Consider the following 1595-nt stretch of genomic DNA (forward strand, 5'->3'; position numbering starts at 1 on the left):
TTGAACAACAAAAAGGTGGTATTGGTTTACGCGGTCCCGGTGAATCACAACTCGAAACAGACCGTCGTCTCATTCGTGTTCGTATTACCCAGTTAAAAGATAAGTTAGAGAAAGTCCATCAAACCCGTATGCAAGGACGAGCTGCAAGACAAAAAGCGTCGATCCCAACTGTTTCATTAGTCGGTTATACCAACGCGGGTAAATCAACCTTATTTAATATTTTAGCAAAAAGTGATGTATATGCAGCCGACCAACTATTTGCAACACTTGATCCAACCTTACGTCGCCTAGAATGGGATGGAATTGGTACGGTGGTTCTAGCAGATACTGTAGGGTTCGTACGAAACTTACAACATGATTTGGTCGAATCATTTAAAGCAACTTTAGAAGAAACGCTTGAAGCTACCCTGCTTTTACATGTCATCGATAGTAGTAGTCATGACATGCTTGACCAGATTGAAGCCGTTGAAGGTGTATTGAAGGAAATTGGAGCGGATGCACCCGTACTTCGTGTTTATAACAAAATTGATTTGAGTGGTGAAGAGGCGAAAATTATTTATTCAGAGCCTCATGTTCCAGATCGTGTTTATGTATCTGCACACTCAGGGTTAGGTCTAGATTTACTTCGCCAAGCCGTACAAGAATGTCTAATGGGACAACTTCAACACTTCTCATTGGTACTTAAACCTGCTTATGGCAAATTGCGTACTCAACTTTATGCTTTAAATGTCATTCAATCTGAGCATTATGACGATGAAGGGCTATTACATATTGATATACGAATTGCACCTCATAAGCTTGAGCAGTTAATTCGCCAAGCCAAACTCCCTATAGATGAGATATTAGGTGAACGCGCGAGTCAGTTTAAAAGACCACTGGAAGAGTTTGAAATCAAGCACTAGATCAGTTAAAACTTGATAAGTAAACTTTTAGAGATAAAAAATATGGATAAGATCAAAAGTATAGACTGGGCAGCATGGGTAGGAACCTTACTACTTATTATCGGTTTTCGCGAAGGCTCAGTCTTCGTTATGCGTGCTTTTGGTCATCCAGAGTTAGGCAATCTGGTAGGTTTAATTAGTTTACTTATCGTTTTACTGATTTGGCGTAAATTTAAGAAAATCCCGCTAAGACTTGTCGATACTAATAATAAAGTCATGAAAGAAAGTGGTTTTGCTTTTTTACCCATTTGTGCAGGCTCCTTAATTATGCTAGTGCATATGGGTAAAGAAATTCCGCTATTTCTTTTTGTTTTGGTAGTGAGCACCCTTATACCCTTGTGGGTCTATGCAAAAATGGCAAAACATTGGTTATAAGGAGAATAAAATGTTTATGATTCTTTATGGATTTTTGATCACTTTAGTTGGCTACCTTTGTGCAAAACCATTAAACCGCCGTTTTCCTCAAGTTCCTCTTTTAGTTTTCGGCATGTTCATTGTCATTGGGCTATTGTCAATTTTGAAAGTTCCCTATGAAGAATATCGACTTTACGTAAATGATTTATTCAGCCATTTATTAGGCTATGTCACGGTTGCTTTAGCTATACCTTTGGCTGCAATGCGTTATGACGATTTACCTCTTAAATCGGTGATTGG

General features: G+C 38.6%; 3 protein-coding genes. All 3 read left to right on the forward strand.

Annotated features, from left to right (window positions below; translation table 11 throughout):
• The coding region (gene hflX, locus VXQ92_RS17185; RefSeq protein WP_416682636.1) for a GTPase HflX at nucleotides 1–902 on the forward strand (902 nt) is incomplete at its 5' end.
• Nucleotides 903–944: 42 nt separating this feature from the next.
• Entirely contained in the window at nucleotides 945–1316 is a 372-nt protein-coding gene (locus VXQ92_RS17190; RefSeq protein WP_416682637.1) for a hypothetical protein, read from the forward strand.
• Nucleotides 1317–1326: 10 nt separating this feature from the next.
• Nucleotides 1327–1595 (forward strand): LrgB family protein (locus VXQ92_RS17195; RefSeq protein WP_416682638.1); only part of this gene is annotated, 269 nt, incomplete at its 3' end.

It is taken from the genome of Acinetobacter sp. 228, from assembly GCF_048147885.1.